Origin of the sequence: Desulfobulbus sp. (genome assembly GCF_031547805.1) — a bacterium.
Lineage (GTDB): Bacteria > Desulfobacterota > Desulfobulbia > Desulfobulbales > Desulfobulbaceae > Desulfobulbus.
Window position 1 is genome coordinate 130,180 of the sequence record NZ_JAVBRQ010000020.1, and the last position, 20,724, is coordinate 150,903.

The following is a 20,724-nucleotide window of genomic DNA, read 5'->3' on the forward strand; positions in this document are numbered from 1 at the left end:
ACTTCATAAATTAATTAAGTAGAGTGAAATAAGTATAGCAAAGCATTTCCATTTTCATAAAAGAAAAACCCGCCACTCCTCGGATTCCGCCATGCAACCGCTTGCCCCAGGCCCCCGGCGCCGCCCGTACCGTCCTGCCCCCCCGTGCCGAGGGTAGCTCGTGTTTCTGCACCAATCCAACCGGTTGGAGATCCTGCTGCACCAGCTCCGGGCCGTTCTCAGCCATCCCCTGCCCGATCCCCTGGCGCCTGAAATAATTGTGGTCCACAATCCGGGCATGGCCCAATGGCTGGCACAGCAACTGGCCTTTGCCGACGGCATTGCCGCCCATTGCCACTTCCCGCTGCCGGCCCGCTTTGTCTGGGAGGTGGTCCGGCGGTTCGGGGATGTCCTGCCCGAAGAGGACGAATTCCGCAAACCGGTGCTGCGCTGGCGGATCGCCGCCCTGCTGCCGTCCTTGCTCGACCGCCCCGCCTTTCGCGAACCCGCCGCCTACCTCCGGGACGATGTCGACGGCGGCAAGCTCGACCAGCTCTCGGCCCGGGTCGCCGATCTCTTCGATCAATATATAGTCTACCGCCCCGACCTGCTCGACAGCTGGCAGCAGGGCCGCGACGACCATTGGCAGGCGTTGCTCTGGCGGGGCCTGACCGCCTCCGCCGTTGCCCATCGGGCCCGGCTGGCCGAGCAGTTCCGGACGCTGTCGGCCGCCGCCCGGCCGGATGCCGGCCTCCTGCCGCCACGCTGCCACCTGTTCGGCCTCAATTCTCTGGCACCCGTCCATCTGGATATCATCGCCCGGATCGGCTCCATGACCGAGGTGCACCTGTTCCATCTCAGCCCCTGCCGCCACTACTGGGGCGATTTGGTTTCGGCCCGGCGCCTGGCCGGAGAGCGGGACCGGAACCGCCGGGCCGGCGCCGTCGACGCCTATGTCGATCAGGGCCATCCGCTGCTGGCCTCGCTGGGTACAATCGGCCAGGACTTCTTCCGCCAGCTGCTTGAAGGCGATTTGCAAGAAATAGACCTGTACCAGGAAAGCGAGGCGAACCATACCCTGGCGATCCTGCAAAACGATATCCTCGATCTCAACGACCGCTCCGCGGCCGGGGCGGAGCGCCATGTGCTCGCCGTCGACGACCGCTCGCTCCAGTTCCACTGCTGCAGCTCGCCCCTGCGCGAGGTCCAGGTTTTGCACGACCGGTTGCTCGACCTGTTCCGGCGCACTCCGGACCTGACCCCCGGCGACATCCTGGTCAGCGCCCCGGACATCCAGGGGTATGTCGAGGCAATCGCCGGCGTTTTCGGGGAGGCCGGCGGCGAGCGGCGCATTCCCTGGTCGCTGACCGACCAGCCGCTGACCGACGGCCATGCCCTGATCCGCTGCCTGCTCGACCTGCTCGACCTGCTCCCCGGCCGATTCACGGCGCCCGAGGTCTTGTCCCTGTGCGAGACGCCCGCCCTGCTCCGGCGTTTCGGCCTCGATCCCGCCATCCTGCCGCGGCTGCACGACTGGATCCGCGAAACCGGCATCCGCTGGGGCCTGGACGCGCAGCACCGCGAAGAGCTGGAGATCCGCGCCGGCGATCTCCACAGCTGGCGTTTCGGCCTGGATCGGCTGCTGCTCGGCTATATGATGGGCGACTGCCAACACCCCCAGGCCGGCTGCCTCCCCTACGGCCATCTGGCCGGCGGCGAGGCCGAGGTCCTGGGCGGTTTTCTTGCCCTGATCGACACCCTGGCCGCTTGGCGCCTCCGCCTGCGGCACGACCGGCCGGTGCACGATTGGTGCTCCGCCCTGCTGGCGTTGATCGACGAGCTGTTCGCGGCCGAGGAGGAAGACCAGGGACTGCGGCTGTTGCGGGAGACGGTCAACGGTCTGCGGGCGGACTGCCGCTTGGCCGGCCACGACGTTCCAATCAGCTTTGCGGTGCTCAGGCGGCATCTGCACGCGGTCCTCGATCAGCCGGCCGGGGGCCAGCCCTTTCTCAGCGGCCGAGTCACCTTCTGCAACATGGTGCCGATGCGGTCCGTGCCCTTCCGGGTCGTCTGCCTGTTGGGGATGAACGACCAGGCCTTTCCCCGCCGCCAGCATCCCCTGGCTTTCGATCTCATGGCGGCACATCCGCGCCTGGGCGACCGTAACCGGAGCCAGGACGATCGCTACCTCTTCCTGGAGGCCCTGCTCTCGGCCCGCGACGTCTTTTATCTGTCCTGGATGGGCCGTAACCAGCGCGACGACGCCATTGCCCCGCCCTCGGCGGTGGTCGTGGAACTGCGGGACTATCTCGACCAGAGCTGCCTGCCGCCTGCGGCCGCCACCACGGTTGCCGACCAGCTGACCACCGTGCACCCGATCCAGCCCTTCAGCCGCCGCTGTTTCGACGGCACCCCGGCCACGGCCGGCTACAATCCGGCCTGGCTGCCGGCCAAGCGGGATACCCCGGCCCCGCCCTTTCTCGCCCAGGCCCTGCCGCCGCCCGCTGACGACTGGCGGACCGTCGATGTCGACGAACTGGCCCGGTTCTGGAGCCATCCGGCCCGCTTCTTCCTGGAGCGGGTGCTCGGCCTGCGGCTGCGGAACAAAGTCCTGGACATGGACGAAAGCGAGCCCTTTGCCCTCGACCGGCTGGACCAGTACCACCTGCGGCGGACCACGGTGGCCGGGCTGCTGGAAGGAATGGGCGCCGACCAAATCTACCTCGGGCTGGAAACCGGCGGCCTGTTGCCCCGCAACGGTTTCGGCCGGATCGAGTTCGCCGAGATCGCCGCCGACAGCATCGGCTTTGCCGACCGGCTCCGGCCCCTGCTTGCCCGGCCCCTGGAGCCGGTGGCGGTCGACCTTACCCTCGGTCCCTTCCGGCTCGTCGGCTGGCTGGGCGACTGCCATGCGTCCGGCCGGGTCACCTGGCGGACCGCCGCCCCCAAGGGCACCGACCTGATCGCCCTCCTGGTCCGCCACCTGGTCCTCAATCTTCAGGCGCCGGAGGGGGTGTTACCGGTGTCCGTGCACCTGGCCCGCGACCCGGCCCGATCCGACGATCCGGTCCGACGCCTCACCCTGCCGGCGATGGCCGATGCCGATATCCGTCTGCGATGGCTGCTCGACGGCTACTGGCAGGGCCTGTCCGTCCCCCTGCCCTTTTTCCCGGAGACCAGCCTGGCCTGGGCCAGAACACGGTACCGTGGCAAGGACGCACAGGCGGCCGCCCGCCAGGTTTGGGAGGATGGCTTTTCCCGCGACGGCGAGGGCAGCGATCCGGCCCATCGCCTGTGCTTTCCCTGGGAACGCTTTGTTGCCACCCCGGAATTCGTTGCCCTGGCCGAACTCTACGACCCGATCCTGCTCTATCTGGAGGACGACGATGCGGCCGCTTGACCCGCTCGCCCTGCCGCTCAGCGGCTGGCGCCTGCTCGAGGCCAGCGCCGGCACCGGCAAGACCTACACCCTGACCCTGCTGCTGCTCCGGCTACTGCTCGAACGGGAGCTGGCCATCGACCAGATCCTGGTGGTCACCTTCACCCGGGCAGCCACCGGCGAGTTGCGCGACCGCATCCGCCAACGGCTGCGCCAGGCCCTCGACCATCTGGACAACCGGGCCGCCGGCGCCGTCGATCCGCAACTTGTCGCCCTGCTGGCCGCCGTGTCGCCCGAGCCGGCCCGGCAACGGCTCGCCGACGCCCTGGTGCGGCTGGATGAGGCCGCCGTCCACACCATCCACTCCTTCTGCCAACGCATTCTCCAGGAGCACGCCTTCGAATCGGCCATGCCCTTTGAGGCCGAGCTGCTGACTGGCGAGGCCGACCTGCGGCTCCAGGTGATCGAGGATTTCTGGCGCAACCGCTTCTACCCGGCCAGCGACCGGGAAGCGGCCTGGGCCGCCGCCACCTGGACCGATCCGGCTGGGCTGCTCGGGGCTTTGGGTAAGGCCGCCGCCGGGCTGGATTGCGACCTGGTTCCGGCAATCGATCCGCAAGAACTGGCGGCCCTGCGGGAGGAAAACGACCGCCTCTTTGCCGAGGTGCGCGGCCACTGGCTCCGGCAACGGCAGCAGGTGGGCTCCATATTGACCGCCGATCCCGGCCTCAAGCGAAACGAGCAGGCCTATCGCCAGGCCGACCGGGTGCCGCAGCTGATCGCCGCCATGGACCGGCTGGCCGAATGCCACGAGCCGCCTTTGCTGCTGCCCGAGCGGATCGACCGGCTGGCCGCCTCGGTCATGGCCGGTCATATCAAGGCGAAATGCGCGCCGCCCGAGCATCCCTTTTTCTTCGTGTTCGACCGATGGTTCCAGCTCCACACCCGCCTGGGGCGCCTGCGCGTTCTGGAGGTGCTGCACCGGGCTCGGCAGTTCCTCGACCTTGAACTCGACCGCCGCAAACGCGCCCAGGGCTGGTTGTCCTACGACGACCTGCTGAGCCGCCTGGCCGAGGCCCTGGATCGACCCGACAGCGGTCCCGGCCTGGCCGCCGGCCTGGTTGCGCGTTATCCCGTTGCCCTGATCGACGAATTCCAGGATACCGATCCGGTCCAATACCGGATTTTCTCCCGCATCTATCGCCGCCACGGCACCCTGCTGCTGATCGGCGACCCCAAGCAGGCCATCTATTCGTTCCGAGGCGCCGACATCTTCACCTATATCCTGGCCCGCCGCGCCACCGAACCGGACAACCGGCTCACCCTCGGAGTCAATCACCGGGCGACCCCGGCCATGGTGCGGGCCGTCAACACCCTATTCGGCCAACGCGAGGATGCCTTTGTCTTCAAGGAAGACATCGCGTTCCAACCCGTGCGGGCGGCCGATCCGCCCAGGGCTCAGCCGCTCGCGTCCATGGGCCGGGACATGCCGCCACTGGCTGGCCTGCTGCTGGACACCGAACGCTTACAGCGCGGTAAATCGAAAACCATCGCCAAGGAACAGGCGCTCCGGGCTTCGACCGATTTCTGCGCCGAGGCCCTGGTCCAGCTTTTGGAAGCGGCCCGCCAAGGACAGGCCACCATCGCCGGCCAGCCGCTGGCGCCGAGCGACATCGCCATCTTGGCCCGCACCAACCGCGAGGCCGAGGCCATGCGCAAGGGCTTGCAGCGCCGGGGCCTGAACTGCGCCTTCCTGAGCCAGGACTCGGTGTTCGCCGCCCCGGAGGCCCAGACCCTGGCCCTGGTGCTGGGGGCGCTGCTTGCACCCGCCGACCTCGCGGGCATCCGCACCGCGCTGGCCACCGACTTGTTCGGCTGCGACGCCGAGGCCCTGCACCGACTCGCCGAAGACGAGCGGAGTTGGGAGGAGCGACTGACCGGCCTGCTCCACTACCGCCAGATCTGGACCGAACAGGGCTTTCTGCCCATGTTCCAGCATCTTCTCGCCACCGAGCGGGTGACCTGGCGCCTGACCGCCCAAAGCGGCGGCCGCCGCAGCCTGACCAACTATTTTCACCTGGCCGAACTGCTCCAGGCCAGCCCGGCAGGCCGCCACGGCGCCGGCGCCCTGCTGCGCTGGCTGCACCGCCAGATCGGCCAGCCCGACCCCGATGCGGACAATCAACTGCTGCGCCTGGAAGACGACGAGCACCTCATCCGGATTCTCACCATCCACCGGGCCAAGGGCCTGGAATTTCCGGTGGTGATCCTGCCGTTCTTGTGGTCCGGCCGCACGCCCGCCACCGACGGCCCCCTGGTCTTTCATCGCCGCGACAGCCTGCGCCTGGTTCTCGACCTGGGCACCGGCCGGCAAGAGCATCGGCGCTGGGCCGAGGAAGAGGCCCTGGCCGAGGAGATGCGCCTGCTCTACGTGGCCATGACCCGCGCCAAATCGTGCTGCCTGTTCTGCTGGGGGCGGGTGAACGGTATGGAGCGCACCGCCCTGGCCCATCTCCTGCACCAAGGCCGTTGCCCGGAAGACGACATCGAGTTGCGCCGCGAGTTGGAATCGCTGAACAGGGAACAATCGCTGCTCGAACTGCGGCCCTATCCCGAGACCTTTGGCAGCCATCGCCTGGCCGCCACGGAGGAAGTGCCGCGATTGCGCCCCGCCGTCTTTCCCGGCCGAATCGCCTCGAGCTGGTCGCTGACCAGCTATTCCCGCCTGAGCGCCGGTGCCGACCAGCCCGAGGCGACGGATCGGGACGAATGGGATCACCCGGCCGTGGCCAGGCCCGAGGACTTCGGCTCCATCTTCACCTTTCCTCGTGGCCCGAAGGCGGGCACCTGTCTCCACGCCCTGCTCGAACACATCGACAGTGGCCGGCCGGCCGGGGAGCAAGCCCCCCTGATCGCCCGCGAACTAGAGCAGGCCGCAATCGATCCGCGCTGGCTGCCGGCCCTGGCCGACTGGCTGGACGATGTGCTGGCGACTCCCCTGCCCGGCACCTGCGCCCTCGACCAATTGGCCGCCCGCGACCGGATCAGCGAACTCAGCTTTCTTTTTCCCCTGGAAGAGGTCGATCCGGCGCGGCTCAACCGCCTGCTCGCCCAAGCCGGCCTGCGCCCTCTGGCCGGTGGTTCCCCGGTGCTGCACGGCCTGATGAAGGGATTCATCGACCTGGTCTTCCGCCATGGGGGCCGTTATTATCTGGCCGATTACAAGTCGAATTTTCTTGGGCCGGAGCTTGCGCACTACGTTCCCGCAGCCCTGGACGCCTGCATGGACAGCCATCAATACCCGCTCCAGGCCCTGATCTACACCCTGGCCCTGCACCGGTTCCTGGGTATGCGCATGCCGGACTACCGGTACGACGACCACTTCGGCGGCGTCTATTATCTCTTCCTGCGGGCCATGCATCCCAGCCATCCGCCCGGAACCGGCATCCATGCCTTCAGGCCGGACCGGGCGCTGATCGCATCCCTCGACGACTGTTGCCGGGGAGGAAGGGAGCGATGATCGCCTGGCTCGATTCCGCCGCGGCCGGCCGTATGTTCCGCCCCCTCGATGTCCAGGCGGCCCGTCTCCTGGCCCGGATCGACGACGGCCGATGCCCGGAACTCCCCATACTTGCGGCCTTGGCCAGTTGGGCCAGCGGACAGGGCCACACCTGTCTGCCCCTGTCCGAGGCGGCCCGGCTGGTGGCCGAGGCCGGGCTGGACAGCGCTCCGTTTGCCGACCCGGCCGCGCTCCGCCGCTCCTTGCTGGCCTCGCCGGCCGTCGGCCGACCCGGCGAGATCCGTCCCCTGGTGCTCGACCGGGCCGACAATCTGTTTCTCTTCCGTCTCGACCGCGACGAAGAGACGATCGCCCGGGCCCTGCGCCAGCGGGCCGAAGCGCCGCTGCCGACCGTGCCGGCCGAGGCCCTCCCCCTGCTGGAGAACCTTTTTCCCGCCACGGCCAGCGGGACAACAATCGACTGGCAGCGGGCCGCCGCGGCCCTGGCCCTGTGCCGGCGTTTTGTGGTCATCTCCGGCGGGCCGGGGACCGGCAAGACCCACACCGCCGCCCGCATCCTCGCCCTGCTCGCGGCCCTGGCCCCGACCACTCCGCGCGTAGCCCTGGCCGCACCCACCGGCAAGGCGGCGCTCCGCTTGCAGGAGTCGATCCGCTCCGCCAAGGCGGCGCTCCCGCCCGCGCTGGCCGAAACCATTCCCGAGCAGGCCCAAACCCTGCACCGGCTGCTCGGCTATCGCAGCGATCCTCCCGGTTTCCGCCACCATGACGGCCATCCGCTCCGTCTTGATCTCCTCATCCTGGACGAGGCCTCGATGATCGACGTGCCGCTGATGGCCGCGGTCCTGGCTGCCCTGCCCCCGGCCTGCCGGGTCATCCTCCTCGGCGACCGGGACCAGCTCGCCTCGGTGGAGGCCGGCAACCTGTTCGGCGACCTCTGCGGCGACGGCACGCTGTGTTGGTCAAACGAGCTGGCCGAGCGGATGCGGCCGCTCCTCGCCCCGGCCCGGCTTTCGGATCGTGCCGGCAGCGAGGCCGGCCCCTTGGCCGACTCCCTGGTCGTGCTCCGCACCAGCCGCCGCTTCGGCGAGGACTCGGGCATCGGCGCCCTGGCCCGGGCGGTCAATACCGGCGACCCCGCCCAATTGGAAACGGTCTTGCAGGCCACAGCCCCGGACCTGCACCTTGCGGAAGCCGCCGGCGCCGAGGCCGTGGCCTGGCTGCAGCGGTGGATCGAGCGCCATTTCCAGCCGCTGTTCGCTGCCGACGGTCCGCAGCAGGCCCTGGAGGAGCTCGGCCGCTGCCGCCTGCTCTGCGCTTTGCGCGAGGGACCGGCCGGGGTCGAAGGAATCAACCGGTTGGCCGAGTCCCTGTTCCGACGCCAGGGCCTCGTTGCCGCCGGCGAACGGCTCTATCGCGGCATGCCGCTCCTCATCCTGCGCAACGACTACGATCTGGGCCTGTTCAACGGCGACACCGGCATCCTCTGGCCCGATGGCCAAGGCGTTCTCCATGCCTGGTTTGCCCAACCGGACGGCACCCCCAGGCCGGTGGCGCTCGTTCGCCTGCCCGCTTGGCAGACCGCCTTCGCCCTCACCGTCCACAAGGCCCAGGGGTCGGAATTCGATCGGGTATTGTGTGTCCTGCCCCAGGAAGACGCGCCGATCCTCAGCCGGGAGCTGCTGTACACCGGCATCACCAGGGCCAGGCAACACCTCACCCTTTTGGGCCGCCGGCCTCTGCTGCACCAAATCGTGCGGCGTCGGGTGCGCCGGTATTCGGGCCTGGATATCAAACTGCGGCAAAAGGAAACGGCGGGAATGGGGGATGCGCCCGGCACAACCGGGGAATGAGCGGAGAATGGCGGCGGCTTGACGGCGGCATCGAGAAAGCGGCCGCAACCGACATGAGCATAAGCGTTGAGGATGCGGCCAACACCGTATCCGGACAAAAAAGCGGAGCGACCGCCGAGCCCGAGCCGCAAGGCGGGGCCGAAGGCGGTCGCCCCAGGATTGGCATGGCCGCGGGCGGCGCGGCTCAAATCGCTTACCCGGCGGTGGGGCCGTCGCGCTTGCCGATGCGGCTCACCAGTGGCGCCTTGGCGTTGGCAGCGCTGTCCAGCAACCGGTCTTCAAGCTCGGCATACCACTCGTTGCGGTTCTGGAACCAGTCGACCAGGGTCTGCCGCTGCTCCTCCCGCCGGGCCGCCAGGCCTTGCAACCGCTCGCCGGCCAACATCGTCCGCAGCCGCAACTGCTGCATGGCGATGATCGCCCGCAGGCCGCGCAAGGCGCCCTTGAGTTCGCCGGCGGCCTGCTCCACCTTGGCCGCCGGACCGGGTGCGGACTGCGTGCCCGGCAGGGCCAGGTCCACCTCCTGAAGCGAGCGCACCTCGCCGGACTCGGTGAGAAAGATGCCGCTGGCCTTGATGGTGCCCATCACCGACCCGTCCGCCCGATCCAGGCGGAAGCCGGTGCCGGCGTGGACCACAGCGATGGCGCCCACACCCGCCTCCCGCAGGGACAGGAGCGATCCGCCCCCGGTACCGTCCGGGCTCCAGACCAGCAATTGGTCGAAACAGGGGTCGCTTTCGTCGATCCACATGTTGCCGTCGCTGTCCAGCTCCGCCAGTTCGCCGAAGCCCGAACCGCTGGCCGGGCCGAACAATTCCAGGCCGTTGTTGATGCAGCCGTCGTTGTTGCGGTCAAGGGCGAGGAAACCGCAGCCGCGGCCCAAACCGGCCAACTGCTCCTGGACGCCGTCGCTGTCGAGATCGAAGAGAAAGGTGCTGTCGCCCAGCAGGGGGGCGTTGACGTCGAATTGCAGGACCAACGGGTCGATGAACAGCGACGATACCTCCAGGGCGGCGGCGGTGGCGGCCGCGGAACTGCGCTCCATGGCCAGCCCGAGATCAAAGGCGATCTCGCGTCCGTCCGTGGTCCGCACCGAGCCCTGGGCGGAAAAAAGCAGGGATTCCTCCTGGCTGTACATTACGCCGCTGACCAAAGTGGCGCTCCGGCCCGCCACGGGGGGACCGGCGGCATCGGTCTGGCTGGTGCCGACCTTGACCGATCGCCCGATGATCTGTTCGGTCAATTGGGCCAGGGCGGTTTCGGTGCCGGCGCTTTGGCTGGCCGCCACCAGCGAGGTGCCGCCGCCGCAATCGGTCCGCCAGACCTCGGAGCGGCAGGTGAGGCTTGTCTGGGTTGCACTGGCGAGCACGGTTGCCAGCCGGAAGCCGAACGAATCGGCCTGCTCCGGGGATGCGGCCGCCGCCACGCCCATGCTCAATCCGGTGAATTGTTGTTCTACTTCCCTGTAGGTACGTGCTGCATCCATGCTGACCGTGGCCGCAGCTATGTTCATGTTGTCTCCTGGTTGGGGTTGGTATGATCCGGTCAAACTCTTTTTTTCCTATCGGCCGCTGGCCGCCCAGAATTAAGCCCATCCGTTCGTTCGACGAAAATGACCATCCACCAGCCATTTGACAATGCGCTCCGTCGCGCCTATTGGTGTACTTATCAACCCCTCCGACCAACTCCACCCTTCTGGAGAGAACGCTCATGACCTCACAGGCAAAAGCCATGGTGCTGGCATCTTTCGTTGCCGACAGTCTCGCCCTCGGCGCCCACTGGATCTACGACACCGCCGAAATCGACCGGAAAATCGGCCGGGTGGATCGGCTGCTGGCTCCGCTGTCCGGCTCCTACCACGACGGCAAGAAGCGCGGGGATTTCACCCACTATGGCGACCAGACCCTGGTGCTGCTTGCATCCCTGGCCCGAACCGGGGACTTCTCCCTGCCCGATTTCGCCGCCGCCTGGCAACGGCTGTTCACCGACGGCTACCGGGGCTACGTCGACAAGGCCACCGCCGCCACCCTGGAAAACATGGACCGCTCCCTGCCCCTTGCGCAGTGCGGTTCGCAGTCCTCGGACCTGGGCGGCGCCGCCCGGATCGCCCCGCTCATCTACCGATACCGCGAGGACCGGGAAGGGCTGCTGGAGGCGGTTCGCCAGCAAACCGCCGTTACCCACAACAATCCGGCCACCCTGGCCGGGGCCGATTTCCTCGCCAAAACGGCCTGGGCGGTGCTCCACGGCACCGAACCGGCCGAGGCCATGGCAAGCGCCCTGGACGAAGGCGTGGCGGATTTCGATCTGGATATCCGCATCCGGGCCGGACTCGATTCCGGCGGCAAGGACACCCGGACCACGATCAAGCACTTCGGCCAGATGTGCGGCATTGCCGCCGCCCTTCCCGGTGTCATCCACCTGGTCCTGACCTATCCGGACGACCTGCGGACCGCCCTGATCGAAAATGTGATGGCCGGCGGCGACTCGGCTGCCCGCGGTCTAGCGGCCGGCATGATTCTGGGGGCCGCCTTGGGAGAAGCGGCCATTCTCGAGGCATGGACGCGGGACATGGGCCGGGTAGAGGATATTGCGCACCTGCTCGTCGACATTGACCGATTGTCCCAGCAGTAGAAATTCCGGTTTTTCCGAAAAATTTCCGACATTTCGGAAAAGAACCACGTAGTGCTACTTTCCATCCGAGAATTTTTCTCATTGACGCGGCAATAGATACCATATATTAAGTAAAAAAAATTTCCTTCCTTCTTCCTGTCCGACCGCCCATGCCTGCAAAAAATTTCCAATCACAGTTGCATTATTTCGAACAAATCTGCAAAGACGCCGGCCTCAAGGTGACCCACCAGCGCCTTGAAATCTACCGTGAGCTGCTGGGGACGCACGACCATCCGTCGGCCGAAGTCCTCCACAAGCGGCTGGAAAAGCGCCTGCCTTCCCTTTCGCTCGACACGGTCTACCGAACCCTGGCCACCTTCGAGAAGCTCAAGCTGGTCCACCGGGTGGAAACGGTTGAGAGCCAAGCCCGATTCGAAGCCCAGACCAGCCGGCACCACCATTTTCTCTGCGATGCCTGCGGCCAGTTGGTCGATTTTTTCTGGCAAGCCTTCGACGAGGTGCAACTGCCCCCCGATCTGGCCGAGGTGGGTGCCATCGACCGCACCGCCGTGGTGGTTCATGGCACCTGTGCCGCTTGTGCCCGCAAGGCCCAGCGCAACGCCAAAGACCTGGCAATCGCCGCCGAGCCCTTCTTGCCCAGTTAATCGCTCCCCGCCCCGCTCACCTTTGTTTTCCGGTTTGCCCGCCCGTCCATAGCAAGCGCTTCTTTCCTTTCAGGCTTTACAGCGAAAGGAGAATGATTATCGTCTGCAGAATCGTTGCCGTTGGAGAAGGGGCGGGTATCCGCACGCATGCGGGGCCTCGAGTCCATTCTCCTGATTTCACAGAAGATATTTTAATATCATCCCCAAAGGAGACCCACCATGGCCACCATCACCCTGAAAGGCAATTCCATCGAAACCTGCGGCACCCTGCCGGCCAAATCCTCCCAGGCCCCCGATTTCAAGCTGGTCAAGACCGATCTTTCCGAAGTGACCCTGGCCGATTACAAGGGCAAGAAGATCGTGCTCAACATCTTCCCCAGCATCGACACCCCGGTGTGCGCCGCCTCGGTCCGCTGCTTCAACAAGGCCGCCGGCGAATTGGCCAATACGGTGGTGCTCTGCGTCTCGGCCGACCTGCCGTTCGCCCATACCCGCTTCTGCGAGACCGACGGACTCAAGAATGTCGAATCCCTGTCCGTCTTCCGCTCGCCGGCCTTTGGCAAGGACTACGGCGTGACCATCGCCACCGGCCCCATCGCCGGACTGCTGTCCCGGGCGATCGTGATCATCGACACCAACGGCCAGGTGGCCTATACCGAGCAGGTTCCCGAGATCACCCAGGAACCGAATTACGACGCCGCCATGGCCGCGTTGAAATAATTCCCGGCCCCGCGAGACCCCAAGCTCCGGCTCGCCATGGCCGGAGCTTTTTTTTGCCCGGAGTCCGGCAATCCTCCGCCTTCCCCACCGCTCCGTCCGCAAAACCGTCCCCGCCACGCATTTGCCGGATTCGGCAAAACATCATATCGCCATTGACAGAACCGTCGTTTTTCTTTAGCCTCGAATGGCGATCCCAATAATTCTCCGATTTCCTGTTCCGCCATGCAGATCGACGCCACCAACCTCGCCATCATCGCCCTGCTCAAGGACGGCAGGACCCCGTTCAGCAAGATCGCCGAGGAGCTGTCGCTGGCCGAAGGCACGGTCCGCTCCCGGGTCAAGAAGCTGATCGACGAAGGGGTGCTGTCCATCGGCGGCCTGGTGAATCCCGAGGTCATGCCCGATCGACAGATCATCATGGTCGGGGTGCGGGTCAAGGAAATGGATCTGGTCAAAAAAGGCGAGGAATTCAGCAGGCTACGCGGCGTGATCTCGGTTTGCGTGGTTACCGGCCAATTCGATCTGATCGTCACCGCCATGCTCAGCAAGGACTTCGGCCTGCTCGAATTCTTCACCCAGGAAGTGGCCACCATCGACAACCTGCGCTCGGTCGAGACCTTCGTGGTCTACAAGAGTTTCAACCTCAAGGTTCCCCTGGCCGGCGAACCCGTGCCGGCAACGGCGGCGGCAAACGAATAAAATCCAAGGAGACTCCCATGGCAATGCCCTTGAAAACCACGCCGCTGCATGCCTGGCATGTCGGCCACGGCGCCAAGATGGCCGCCTTCGGCGGCTACGAGATGCCGCTTTGGTATCCGGCCGGGGCCAAGGCCGAGCATCTGGCCCCGATCGCGGCCGCCGGCCTGTTCGACACCAGCCACATGGCAGTGCTGACCCTGCGCGGCCCGGCGGTGCGGCCGCTGCTGCAACGCTGCTTTTCCAAGGATCTGGATTGCTGCATCGGCGCGCGCAAGACCCCGCTGGTGCCCGGCCGCTGCGTCTACGGGGTTTTCCTTGACGACGCCGGCGGGGTGCTGGACGACGCCATCGTCTCCCAATGCGGCGAACACGACTACCTGCTGGTGGTCAACGCCGCCATGGGCGACCCGATCGCCGCCCACCTGCGGCAACACAACCAGGACAATCCCGACGCCAGGATCGAGGACCACACCGACGCCATCGGCAAGATGGATCTGCAGGGCCCGGCCGCGCCCAGGATTCTGGCCCGGATCCTGCGCGACCCGGATCGGGTCTTCGACCGGATGGTCTATTTTTCCTTCAAGGGCACCTTTGCTCCGCAACTCCTGGCCGGCGAACCGGTAACCCTTCTCGACGGCACGCCGATTCTGGTGTCGCGCACCGGCTATACCGGCGAATTCGGTTTTGAGCTGTTCGTTGCCCCCGAGCACGCCGTGCGCCTCTGGCAGATGCTGCTGGAGGCCGGGGCTCCCGAAGGGCTTTTGCCCTGCGGCCTCGCGGCCCGCGACTCCCTGCGGGCGGGCGCCGGCCTGCCGCTGTCCCACCAGGACATCGGCCCCTGGCTCTTTGCCTGCAACCCCTGGCTGTTCGTCCTGCCCTGGAACGAGGACGGCGGCGGCTTCACCAAGGAATTCATCGGCGGCCGGGCGATACGGGCGGCCCGGTCGGCCCCCTGCACCCTGGCCTTTGCCGGTTTCGACCCGCGCAAGATTGCCCTTGGCGAGGGCAGCCGGGCGACCGCGCTCGACGGCACTCCGCTGGGTACCGTGCTCACCTGCACCACCGACATGGCCATCGACCGGGTCAATGGCGCCCTGGTCGGCATCGCCACCCCGGTGGCGGGCGGCCGCCCCGAATCGTTTGCGCCGCGCGGCCTCTGCTGCGGTTTTGTCCGGCTCGATGCCCCCCTGCCGCCCGGCACCGAAATCCTGCTCACCGACGGCAAGCGCACCCTCAAAGTGGAGATCCGCGACCAAATCCGGCCGGACCGCACCGCCCGTACCCCCCTGACCGCCATGCTGGCGTAATGCTGACATAAAGGAGAACGTTCATGAAAGAAATCGACGAGTTGAACCTGCCGGACGACATCCGCTACACCGACGACCACGAATGGGCCAAACCCGCCGGCGACACCGTTTTGGTCGGGGTCAGCGACTATGCCCAGGACCAGATGGGCGACATTGTCTTTGTCGAGCTGCCGGCCGTCGGTGACAGCTTTGCCAAGGGCGACGAGTTCGGCACCCTGGAATCGGTCAAGGCGGTGTCCGAGTTGTACATGCCCATCTCGGGCCAGGTGATCGCGGTCAACATCGCCCTGACCGACGCCCCGGAATTGATCAACCAGCAGCCCTATGCCAGCTGGTTGGTCGAGATCAAGCCCTCCGATCCCGGCGAATACGAGCAATTGCACGACGCCGCCGGCTATCTGCAGCTGCTCAGGGGCTAGGCCATGCGCTATCTACCGCACACCCCCGAGGAAATCGACGCCATGCTGGCCACGGTCGGCGCGGCCGGGCTTGACGAGCTGTTCGCCTCGGTACCGACCGACTGCCGCATGGCCCGCCCCTGGGACCTGCCCGCGCCCCGCAGCGAATGGGAGTTGAACGACCACCTCCGCGCCCTGGCCGCCTCCATGGGGGTGGACGAGCAGACAGCGGTTTTGGTGGGGGCCGGCAGCTATCATCACCATGTCCCGGAGACCGTCCGTGCCCTGGCCGGCCGTTCCGAATTCCTCACCTCCTACACCCCCTATCAGCCGGAAATGGCCCAGGGCACCCTGCAGGCCATTTTCGAATACCAGACCCTGACCGCCCGCCTGCTCGGGGTGGACGTGGTCAACGCCTCCATGTATGACGGCGCCTCGGCCCTGGCCGAAGCCCTGCTGATGGCCCTGCGGATCGCCAAGAAAAAAAGGCGGGTGGCGGTGGCCAAGGCCATCCATCCCCATTACCGCGCCGTAGTGCGGGCCTATCTCCAGCCCGCCGGCTTCGAGATCGTCGAACTGGACACCCTTGCCAGCGGCCGCACCGACCTGGACGGGCTTGCCGCCCACGGCGACCTGGCCGCCGTGGCCCTGCAATCGCCCAACTTCTTCGGGGTGATCGAGGATCTGGACAGCGCCGCAACTACCATTCATCAGGCGGATGCGCTGTTGGTCGCCGCTTTCACCGAGCCGCTGGCCTACGGTCTGTTCAAGAATCCGGGCGCCTGCGGCGCGGACATCGTCTGCGGCGAGGGCCAGAGTTTCGGCCTGTCCCGCTCCTTCGGCGGCCCCTACCTGGGAATGTTCGGCTGCAAGGCCCCCTTCACCCGCAACCTGCCGGGGCGGCTGGTCGGCGAGACCAAGGATGCCGAGGGCCGGCGCGGCTACGTGCTGACCCTGGCCACCCGCGAGCAGCACATCCGCAGGGAAAAGGCCACCTCCAACATCTGCTCGAACCAGGGCCTCTGCGCCCTCACCGCGGCCATCTACATGGCCTCCCTGGGCGGCACCGGCCTGAGGCAACTGGCCCGGCTCAATTATGATCGCGCCGAATATCTCAAGGGGCTGCTGGTTCGGGCCGGGGCCAGGATCGTGTTCGCCGGTCCGACCTTCAACGAGTTCGTGGTCGAATTCGCCGCCGATTTCCGGCCGGCACGCGAGCGGCTTTTGGCCAAAAACATCGTCGCCGGCCTGGAGTTGGGCGCTCTCTATCCGGAACTGGCCGGACGCTACCTGTTCTGCGTTACCGAGACCATCGACAAGAAAACCATGGACATCATCGCAGCGGAGGTGGCCGCATGAGCACGACCAACGAATTTCCGGGCACCGGCGGCCTGATTCTCAACGAGCCCCTGCTTTGGCACAAGGGCAAGAAGGGCCGGACGGGCATGTCGATCCCCGCCGGCGAGGTGCCGGCCGCCGCCATCGATGCGGGGCTTGTGGGTGAGCCCGCCGACTTCCCCGACCTGAGCGAAGTCGACGTGGTCCGCCATTACACCCGGCTGTCGCAGTGGAACTTCGGGGTGGATAGCGGCATGTACCCGCTCGGTTCCTGCACCATGAAGTACAATCCCAAGACCAACGAACGCCAGGCCGCCACCCCGGCCATCGCCGCCGCCCATCCGATGCTGGCCGACGAGCTGTGCCAGGGCACCCTGCGGCTTTTGCACGAGTTGCAGACCTACCTGGCCGCCATTACCGGCCTGGACGCCGTCTCCCTCCAGCCGGCGGCCGGGGCCCACGGCGAGCTGACCGGCATGCTCGTTTTCCATGCCTGGCACCGCCACCGCGGGGCCCAGCGCCACAAGATCCTCATCCCGGACACGGCCCACGGCACCAACCCGGCCTCCGCCGCCCTGTGCGGCTACCAGGCGGTGGCGGTCAAGTCCGACGAACAGGGCATGCTCGATCCGGCCCTGGTGGCCGAACTGATGGACGAGGAAACCGCGGGCATCATGCTCACCAATCCCAACACCCTGGGCCTGTTCGAGGAGCGCATCCGCGAGATCGCCGCCATCGTCCACGCCAAGGGCGGCCTGGTGTACGGCGACGGCGCCAACATGAACGCGGTGCTCGGGGTGATGGATGCCAAGCGCTGCGGCATCGACGTGCTGCACCTCAACCTGCACAAGACCTTCTCCACCCCGCACGGCGGCGGCGGCCCCGGCGCGGGCCCGGTCTGCGTGACCGGCGAGCTCGAACCCTTCCTGCCCGTGCCCCGCGTCGTCAAGGAAGGCGACCGCTATCGCCTGGACAGCGACCGGCCGCTGTCGGTAGGTCGCATCCACGCCTTCCACGGCAATTTCGGGGTCCTGGTCCGGGCCTACAGCTACATCCTCAGCATGGGCGAGGCCGGCCTGAAGCGTGCCAGCCAACTGGCGGTGCTCAACGCCAACTACGTCAAGGAGCGGCTGAAGGATGTCCTCCACCTGCCCTACGACCGGCCCTGCATGCACGAATGCGTCTTCTCCGACCTCAAGCAGCAGGCGCAGAAGATCACCACCCTCGACATGGCCAAGCGGCTGATCGACTACGGCTATCATCCGCCGACCATCTATTTCCCGCTGGTGGTACACGGGGCCCTGATGATCGAACCCACCGAGACCGAATGCAAAGACGACCTCGACCAGTTCATCGCCGCGCTCAGGACCATTGTCCGGGAAGCGGAGGAACAGCCGGACCTGCTGCGCCAGGCCCCGCAGCGGACCAAGGTGCGGCGGCTCGACGAGGTGCAGGCCGCCCGCTGTCCCTGTCTGACCGGACCGTCGGCGGCCTGAATCGCCCCCTGGCACGTGCGGACCATGAGCAGTACGGCAGCCGTCTGCGACCTCGGCCTGGTAGCCTACCCTGCCGCGCACGCGCTCCAGCTCGCCCTGGCGGAGCGGCGGCGGCAGGGCGGGTTGCCCCATGACCTGTTTCTCCTGGTCGAGCATCCGCCGGTCTATACCCTGGGCCGGCACGGCAGCCGGGCGCACCTGGGGGTGGACGAGCATTTCCTTCGGGCCAGGGGCATCGAGGTGGTGACGGTGGAGCGCGGCGGCGAAATCACCTACCACGGACCGGGCCAACTGGTGGTCTACCCGATCCTCGATCTGCGCCGCCGTCGGCTGGGCCTGCACGACTACGTCCATCTGCTGGAGGAACTGATGCTGCGACTGGCCGCGGATTGCGGCGTCGTTGCCGGCCGTGACCCGCGCAACCACGGGGTATGGGTGGGCGACAACAAACTGGGCAGCATCGGCATCGCCATTCGCCACGGCATTGCCTTCCACGGACTGGCGCTCAATGTCGATCCCGACCTGGAACCCTTTGCCTGGATCAATCCCTGCGGCCTGGCCGGCATCGGAGTGACCTCGCTGGCGCGCGAAGGCTGCCGGTGCGCCATGGCCGGGGTCAAGGCCCGGATGCCGCGCCACCTGGCCGAGCTGTTCGCGGTCGATCCGCGTCCGCTCGACCGCGATTTGTTCTACGCCGACTTCCCTTTGCCGCCAACCCTGCCATGACCGTCAAGCCCATCCAAGCCAAACAGGCCAAACCCCACTGGCTGCGCCGCGCCCTGCCCACCGGCCCCCAGTACGAACGAATTCGCTCCCTGATTAAAGACCAATGCCTGCACACGGTCTGCCAGGAGGCCATGTGCCCCAACCAGTTCGAATGCTTTGCCAAGGGCACCGCCACCTTCATGATCCTGGGCGACCGCTGCAGCCGCGCCTGCCGGTTCTGCGCCATCGGCCATGGCCCGCAGGGGCCGCCCGATCCCCAAGAGCCGGACCGGGTGGTGGCGGCGGTACGCGCCATGGGCCTGAGTTTCTGCGTCCTCACCTCGGTGACCCGCGACGACTTGGCCGACGGCGGTGCCGCCCATTTCGCCGCCACCATCCGGGCGATACGCCAAGCCAATCCCCACACCCTGGTCGAGGTGCTGATCCCCGACTTGCAGGGCGATGCCGATGCCTTGAAAATAGTGCTCAATGCCCGGCCGGACGTGCTCAACCACAATCTCGAGACCGTGGCCCGGCTCTATCCGACCGTTCGTCCCGAGGCCGATTACCGCCGTAGCCTGGAGATGCTGCGGCGCGCCGGCAGCCTGGCGCCATCGATTGTCCGCAAATGCGGCATCATGGTGGGGCTGGGCGAAACGACTGCAGAACTGGCCGGGCTGTTTGCCGATCTGCGCCAAACCGGCTGCGACATCCTCACTATCGGCCAGTACCTCCAGCCCTCGCGCCACCATCTGCCGGTGGTTCGCTTCCTGCCGCCGGACGAATTCGAAACCCTCGAGACTCTGGCCCTGGCCGCGGGTTTCGGGGCGGTGGCCGCGGCCCCCTTTGTCCGCAGCTCCTACCAGGCGGAGACCCTCTACCGGCGGGTGACGCACTCCGCCTGAGCGCCTCGAGCCCTTCGACAAACCATCCGAGCTTCTTTTTCAGAGGACAGCCACGCCCGGCCGCACCCCCCGAGGCGTCCATGAGGAAGGTTGACACTTCAGGGAGAATGAAGCATTATAGGCCTCCTGTGCCTTGGCCCATCGCGGCGTCTTTGTACGCTTTGGCGCAATGTTCGATGGCCTCAACTTCCGGAACACCATGCTGAAAAGAAAAGACAGAGCGCTCCAGTTCGGCCAGTTTCTCGCCCTGGCCGCCAGCCTGCTGGTCGCTGGGCAGATCGGCTTCACCCTGTATCAGGGCACGCCGTTTTGTCTGAACGAGGGCTGCAAGATTGTGGAAAAGATGACCAAGGTGCCGCCCCTGGTCTTCAATGCGGTGGGATTGTTCTTTTTTCAGACCATCTACTGGAGCCTGCGGGCCGCAAAGGGCGAGCGGCGGCGGCTCCCGGCCTTTGTGCCGTACCTGTTGCTGGCCGCCCTCGGGGTGGAGGCGGTCCTGACCAGTTTTCAATACCTGGCGGCCCACACCTTCTGCGCCTATTGCCTGACCATCCTCGGATTTATCGTCCTGCTCAGCTGCCTGCTCGGCCTCCGACAGATCCTGGCGGGTGCCCTGGTCGCGGCCACCGTGGCCCTGGCCTTTGCCAGTCTGGACCTGTACCAGCCTGCCGTCGGCCGCCAGGCCTTTACCGCCGGCGTCTTCGCCAGCCGGCCGGGCGTGACCAAGTATCCCGAGCACTACCTTTTCTATGCCTCGACCTGCGCCCACTGCGAGAAGGTGATCGCCTCGCTGCAAACCAACGGCCGGGTCACCGTGCATTTCAACCCCATCGACCGGGTCAACTCCATCGGCCTGGACAATGCCACGATCAACCCCGCCTACGCGCCGGAACTCAACAAGGCCCTGCTGACCTCCCTGGGGATCAAGGAAATTCCGGTATTGATGACCAAAACGCCGGACGGCTGGAACATCCGCCGGGGCGAAACCGCAGTGCTGGCCGCTCTCAGCCTGCCCGACCCGACCGCGGCCGGCGCGCCACGGCCGGGCTCCCTGGCGCCGCCTGCCGGCCAATCCCTGATTCCCGGCCTCGACAGCAGCGACGGCTGCCAGGTCTCCTCCCCGAACTGCACCCAGTCGACCTTCCGCTGA

General features: G+C 66.7%; 15 protein-coding genes. 14 read left to right on the forward strand and 1 reads right to left on the reverse strand.

Features of this window, described 5'->3' with window-relative positions; translation table 11 throughout:
• Window positions 1-160 precede the first annotated feature (160 nt).
• Genes recC through recD form a run of 3 tightly spaced genes read left to right on the forward strand, consistent with a single transcriptional unit; the run spans window position 161 to window position 8,728 of the window.
• Window positions 161-3,379 carry an exodeoxyribonuclease V subunit gamma gene (gene recC / locus RMR13_RS07810; protein WP_310600079.1) on the forward strand — a complete coding sequence of 1,073 codons (3,219 nt, stop codon included), beginning with the start codon at window positions 161-163 and terminating at the stop codon, window positions 3,377-3,379.
• Window positions 3,366-6,878: an exodeoxyribonuclease V subunit beta gene (gene recB / locus RMR13_RS07815; protein WP_310600080.1), complete on the forward strand. Its 3,513-nt coding sequence runs from the start codon at window positions 3,366-3,368 to the stop codon at window positions 6,876-6,878. The genes recC and recB overlap by 14 nt, the downstream gene beginning before the upstream one ends.
• Window positions 6,875-8,728: an exodeoxyribonuclease V subunit alpha gene (gene recD, locus RMR13_RS07820; protein ID WP_310600081.1), complete on the forward strand. Its 1,854-nt coding sequence runs from the start codon at window positions 6,875-6,877 to the stop codon at window positions 8,726-8,728. Before recB ends, recD begins: the two co-directional genes overlap by 4 nt.
• Window positions 8,729-8,921: 193 nt before the next feature.
• On the opposite strand, the gene RMR13_RS07825 is transcribed toward recD, so the two are convergent.
• A complete protein-coding gene (locus tag RMR13_RS07825) occupies window positions 8,922-10,241 on the reverse strand; it encodes a hypothetical protein (protein WP_310600082.1) in 1,320 nt (439 codons plus the stop codon).
• Window positions 10,242-10,438: 197 nt separating this feature from the next.
• Between RMR13_RS07825 and RMR13_RS07830 the strand changes: the two genes are divergently transcribed.
• From RMR13_RS07830 to RMR13_RS07880, 11 genes are all read left to right on the forward strand, one after another.
• On the forward strand, window positions 10,439-11,362 hold the full coding sequence (locus RMR13_RS07830; protein WP_310600083.1) for an ADP-ribosylglycohydrolase family protein: 924 nt from the start codon (window positions 10,439-10,441) through the stop codon (window positions 11,360-11,362).
• A gap of 149 nt (window positions 11,363-11,511) precedes the next feature.
• Window positions 11,512-12,006: a Fur family transcriptional regulator gene (locus RMR13_RS07835; RefSeq protein WP_310600084.1), complete on the forward strand. Its 495-nt coding sequence runs from the start codon at window positions 11,512-11,514 to the stop codon at window positions 12,004-12,006.
• A gap of 219 nt (window positions 12,007-12,225) precedes the next feature.
• The gene (gene tpx / locus RMR13_RS07840) at window positions 12,226-12,726 is read left to right on the forward strand and encodes a thiol peroxidase (RefSeq protein WP_310600085.1); all 501 of its coding nucleotides are present in this window, start codon (window positions 12,226-12,228) and stop codon (window positions 12,724-12,726) included.
• Window positions 12,727-12,948: 222 nt separating this feature from the next.
• Window positions 12,949-13,425, forward strand: coding sequence for an Lrp/AsnC family transcriptional regulator (locus RMR13_RS07845; RefSeq protein ID WP_310600086.1), 477 nt, complete (start codon window positions 12,949-12,951; stop codon window positions 13,423-13,425).
• Between the two features lie 17 nt (window positions 13,426-13,442).
• Complete coding sequence (locus tag RMR13_RS07850) at window positions 13,443-14,732, forward strand: aminomethyltransferase family protein (RefSeq protein WP_310600087.1); 1,290 nt, start codon at window positions 13,443-13,445, stop codon at window positions 14,730-14,732.
• Between the two features lie 23 nt (window positions 14,733-14,755).
• Window positions 14,756-15,151 carry a glycine cleavage system protein GcvH gene (gene gcvH / locus RMR13_RS07855; protein ID WP_310600088.1) on the forward strand — a complete coding sequence of 132 codons (396 nt, stop codon included), beginning with the start codon at window positions 14,756-14,758 and terminating at the stop codon, window positions 15,149-15,151.
• Between the two features lie 3 nt (window positions 15,152-15,154).
• A complete protein-coding gene (gene gcvPA / locus RMR13_RS07860; RefSeq protein ID WP_310600089.1) occupies window positions 15,155-16,489 on the forward strand; it encodes an aminomethyl-transferring glycine dehydrogenase subunit GcvPA in 1,335 nt (444 codons plus the stop codon).
• Window positions 16,486-17,964, forward strand: coding sequence for an aminomethyl-transferring glycine dehydrogenase subunit GcvPB (gene gcvPB / locus RMR13_RS07865; RefSeq protein WP_310600090.1), 1,479 nt, complete (start codon window positions 16,486-16,488; stop codon window positions 17,962-17,964). The genes gcvPA and gcvPB overlap by 4 nt, the downstream gene beginning before the upstream one ends.
• A 24-nt stretch (window positions 17,965-17,988) precedes the next feature.
• Window positions 17,989-18,690: a lipoyl(octanoyl) transferase LipB gene (gene lipB / locus RMR13_RS07870; protein WP_310600091.1), complete on the forward strand. Its 702-nt coding sequence runs from the start codon at window positions 17,989-17,991 to the stop codon at window positions 18,688-18,690.
• Entirely contained in the window at window positions 18,687-19,574 is an 888-nt protein-coding gene (gene lipA / locus RMR13_RS07875; RefSeq protein WP_310600092.1) for a lipoyl synthase, read from the forward strand. Before lipB ends, lipA begins: the two co-directional genes overlap by 4 nt.
• Window positions 19,575-19,773: 199 nt before the next feature.
• Window positions 19,774-20,724: a hypothetical protein gene (locus tag RMR13_RS07880; RefSeq protein WP_310600093.1), complete on the forward strand. Its 951-nt coding sequence runs from the start codon at window positions 19,774-19,776 to the stop codon at window positions 20,722-20,724.

Bases quoted from the DNA above. Each gene is read 5' to 3' on its own strand.
- RMR13_RS07850 (WP_310600087.1), top strand. From the start codon at position 13,443: ATGGCAATGCCCTTGAAAACCACGCCGCTGCATGCCTGGCATGTCGGC.
- RMR13_RS07830 (WP_310600083.1), top strand. From the start codon at position 10,439: ATGACCTCACAGGCAAAAGCCATGGTGCTGGCATCTTTCGTTGCCGAC.
- lipA (WP_310600092.1), top strand. From the start codon at position 18,687: ATGACCGTCAAGCCCATCCAAGCCAAACAGGCCAAACCCCACTGGCTG.
- gcvH (WP_310600088.1), top strand. From the start codon at position 14,756: ATGAAAGAAATCGACGAGTTGAACCTGCCGGACGACATCCGCTACACC.
- gcvPA (WP_310600089.1), top strand. From the start codon at position 15,155: ATGCGCTATCTACCGCACACCCCCGAGGAAATCGACGCCATGCTGGCC.
- RMR13_RS07845 (WP_310600086.1), top strand. From the start codon at position 12,949: ATGCAGATCGACGCCACCAACCTCGCCATCATCGCCCTGCTCAAGGAC.
- RMR13_RS07835 (WP_310600084.1), top strand. From the start codon at position 11,512: ATGCCTGCAAAAAATTTCCAATCACAGTTGCATTATTTCGAACAAATC.
- lipB (WP_310600091.1), top strand. From the start codon at position 17,989: ATGAGCAGTACGGCAGCCGTCTGCGACCTCGGCCTGGTAGCCTACCCT.
- gcvPB (WP_310600090.1), top strand. From the start codon at position 16,486: ATGAGCACGACCAACGAATTTCCGGGCACCGGCGGCCTGATTCTCAAC.
- RMR13_RS07880 (WP_310600093.1), top strand. From the start codon at position 19,774: ATGCTGAAAAGAAAAGACAGAGCGCTCCAGTTCGGCCAGTTTCTCGCC.
- recB (WP_310600080.1), top strand. From the start codon at position 3,366: ATGCGGCCGCTTGACCCGCTCGCCCTGCCGCTCAGCGGCTGGCGCCTG.
- recD (WP_310600081.1), top strand. From the start codon at position 6,875: ATGATCGCCTGGCTCGATTCCGCCGCGGCCGGCCGTATGTTCCGCCCC.
- RMR13_RS07825 (WP_310600082.1), bottom strand. From the start codon at position 10,241: ATGAACATAGCTGCGGCCACGGTCAGCATGGATGCAGCACGTACCTAC.
- tpx (WP_310600085.1), top strand. From the start codon at position 12,226: ATGGCCACCATCACCCTGAAAGGCAATTCCATCGAAACCTGCGGCACC.